The organism is Azospirillum sp. B506, assembly GCF_000333595.1.
Lineage (GTDB): Bacteria > Pseudomonadota > Alphaproteobacteria > Azospirillales > Azospirillaceae > Azospirillum.
The window spans coordinates 1-2,931 of the sequence record NZ_BADK01000846.1 but is presented as its reverse complement, the minus strand read 5'-3'; the positions used below and the strand labels follow the sequence as shown (position 1 = coordinate 2,931).

The 2,931-nt window shown below is 66.9% G+C and carries 2 protein-coding genes; one reads left to right on the top strand and one right to left on the bottom strand.

The features are described 5' to 3' along the window. Positions 1–221 precede the first annotated feature (221 nt). The gene (locus I71_RS26370) at positions 222–668 is read right to left on the bottom strand and encodes a hypothetical protein (protein WP_148294377.1); all 447 of its coding nucleotides are present in this window, start codon (positions 666–668) and stop codon (positions 222–224) included. Here I71_RS26370 and I71_RS26365 point away from each other — a divergent pair. Then, positions 642–2,876 (top strand): hypothetical protein, encoded by a 2,235-nt coding sequence (locus tag I71_RS26365; protein ID WP_280109919.1) that lies wholly within the window; start codon positions 642–644, stop codon positions 2,874–2,876. The two genes, I71_RS26370 and I71_RS26365, sit on opposite strands and share 27 nt — an antisense overlap. Positions 2,877–2,931 lie beyond the last annotated feature (55 nt).

Below are 2,931 nucleotides of genomic sequence, written 5' to 3'. Positions count from 1 at the left end.
GCGGGAGTGCGCGCGTGCTTGAAGAGCATGGCATCCGCCTGCCCGAGGATCTGCATCGGCAGGCCGTCGAGGCGGCGATGTTGGGGCAGGATCATGAAGATGCGGTCATGGACGCCATCGAGCGTGATGCAATCCAGCAGGAGGCGGCATACATTCGGGAGTGCGGTGCGGACAGTGATCCGCTCCCATTCGAGGACATCACCGATGCAAAGCAGCGAGGACTACAGCAAGAAGGCCGCGGCGTTCCGGGAAATGGCCGCGGACCCGAATCCGAGAGTGTCGAAGGAAACCCGCGAAGGGTTGCTGAACTCCGCCCAGAATCTGGAAGCCGCGGCGAGGATCGCGGCCAAGCGGGAAGCGAAGGCCAAGTAACCCGGGCCACCGAACGCACCGACCAGGGCGAACAGTTCGTTGTCGACGGTTTGCGGCCGGTCACCGATCGCGACCGCATCGAAGCCGCCATGGCGAAGCCGATGCAGCCGAAGAAGCGGCAGAAGGCGGCGGATGAGGGGCTGTTCGATGTTGGTGGCCGGGGGCAGCAGGACCTGTTCTCCCGTGAGCGGTCCACGACGCCAGATGTCCCCGGCAAGGCCGAGTCCTCCGCTCAAACGTCCGAAGCGTTTCGCGGACCTGATGAAAGCATAGGCGGTTCCGGTCCTCGTCGACAAGCCCTTGCCCCCAACAGAACGCTGCCGGTTATTGATGTTCCGGCGCGGTTCAACGGCAACCGGCGGCAAGCCAACATGTGGGCGCGGCAGAACCTTCAGGGAGCCGTCCTATCGAATCGCGATACCGGCTGGACCGACATTCTTGTCGGACGAGCCGCTGTGGACAAGGCGACCAACGACAATCCAAAGGCTGGAACATACCGGGCCGACGCCGAACTCGACGCGCTGACCATGCTGCCCGCCTTGATGCGCGATGCGGTGCTTGTCGAAAGCAATGAGCATCGCGATGGCAAGCCCACGGATTACCATCGGCTGTACGCGGCCATGCGCTGGGAGGGCGCCCTCTACCGCGTCAAGTTGACGGTCAAGGAGAATGCGGAGGGGCGTCGCTATTGGGATGTGCAGTCGACCGAGATCGAGAAGGTGGAGCCTGACGGCGCGAAAGCAAAGGGCCGAAGTGACGACGATGCGCCTCAACAAGCCCGCGCCTCAGGCTCCGATATAAATCTCGGGAACCTGTTGGACGGCGTCAAGTATGAAGGCGGCGATCCCGTCGATTTCCGGCCGATGGGGAGCGTCCCTGATAATCCCGCAATACCGGGCGAAAGCGAATCGTTCCGCCTCGTGCCCGCCTTCGATCAGGTCCTGCCGGACATCGGGACTGACCTCGTGGCGCGCCTCCAGCGCTACGGCATTGCCGACCGCATCGGCCTGAAGCTGGTCGACGTCATCCGCGACCGCGTCACCAACGAGCCGTTGGAGGGCGCCGTCGGACGCTATGGCTATGGCCGCCGCGTCATCGAGGTGGCGCTGAACTCCACCTCACGCACCTTCACCCTCGACCACGAGGTGATCCACGCGCTGCGCGACCTCGACCTGATCCGGCCGGCGGAGTGGCAGGCACTGCGGCGCGAGGTGATCCAGGCTCCCGGCCGAATGGCGGACGTCCGCGCCCGCTATCCTGAGTTCGCTCGTTGGGGTGACCGGCCGGAGGCGACCGACCGCCTGATCGAGGAGGCGGTCGCCGACCTGTTCGCCGAGTGGCAGGCCGGCCGCGTCGAGGCCAAGGGCTTCGTCCGCACGGCAATGGAGCGCATCCGCGACTTCATGCGGGCCGTCGGGCAGACCTTGCGCGGTCTGGGCTTCCGGACGCCGGACTCGGTCTTCCGGGCCATTGACCGTGGCGAGATCGGTGCGCGCGGGAGGGAGGAAGCCGGCGCGGCCGTCGGCTTGGCGGAGGCGCACCACGCTCAGACACAGCCTCGCGACGAACAGGGCCGCTTTGTGCCTGGCGCTCCGGAGGATCGCTTCTCCATCGAACGCGACGACACCGCTGCCCCACTACCGCAGGCGGCGGAAGCCCGGCGCGGCCTGATGGCGAAGCTGGCCGGCGCCCAGCCGATAGACCGCGTCGCCCGCATCCCCTTCGATCTGTTCGGTGGTATCAACAGCCGCAACGAATGGCAGCCGGGCCTCTACATCAACCGGCAGGCAGGCCGCATCCTGACGGAAGCCAAGTTCGCCGACGGCGGGAAGCTCGGCTGGATGAACGGGATCCTGCATCGCGCCCGCGCCGGGCTGATCGACCGTTACGGCCTCGACGCCGCCTACGTCGAGCGAGACCGGCAGCGCCAGCTGGATGAGCGCCGCATCATGGCGAAGGTGCCGGAGCTGATGAAGACGCTGGTGGATCAGGACGTGAAGCCGGAGGAGATGGCGACGCTCCAGGCGGTGCTGACCGGTGAGGAAGTGGCGGATGCCCGCTGGGAAGGCATCGCCGCCCCGATTCGACAGGCCATCGACCAGATGGGGGCCGAGGCGGTGGAGCTTGGACTTTTGTCGCCCGAGGCCTTCGAGCGGGGCCGCAGCAAGTACCTGCATCGGGTCTACGCCAAGCATGAGGCCGACCAGGGCAGCCTGACCGCCTGGGTGGATCGGAAGATGACCGGGCGCCGGCAGCGGATCATCGGCGACCAGTTCAAGGGTCGCGGCATGTTCATGGAGGTCAGCCACGCCGCCCTGATGCGCAACACCGACGAGGCCCAGACCGCGCGGGAGCGATCCGGCCGGCTGCGGGCGCTGGAGAAGCGCCGTGACGAGCTGCTGCGCCGGCGGGAGGTCGCCCTTGCACGGGTTGACGAGCGGCACGACGAGATGGAGGCGACGCTCGAACGGCGGATGGACACCAGCGAGGACGCCAGGCGCTGAAGCGGCGGGCGGGGCAACGGTGGTGCTGAAGCCCACCGGGTACCAGAGGGGCAGG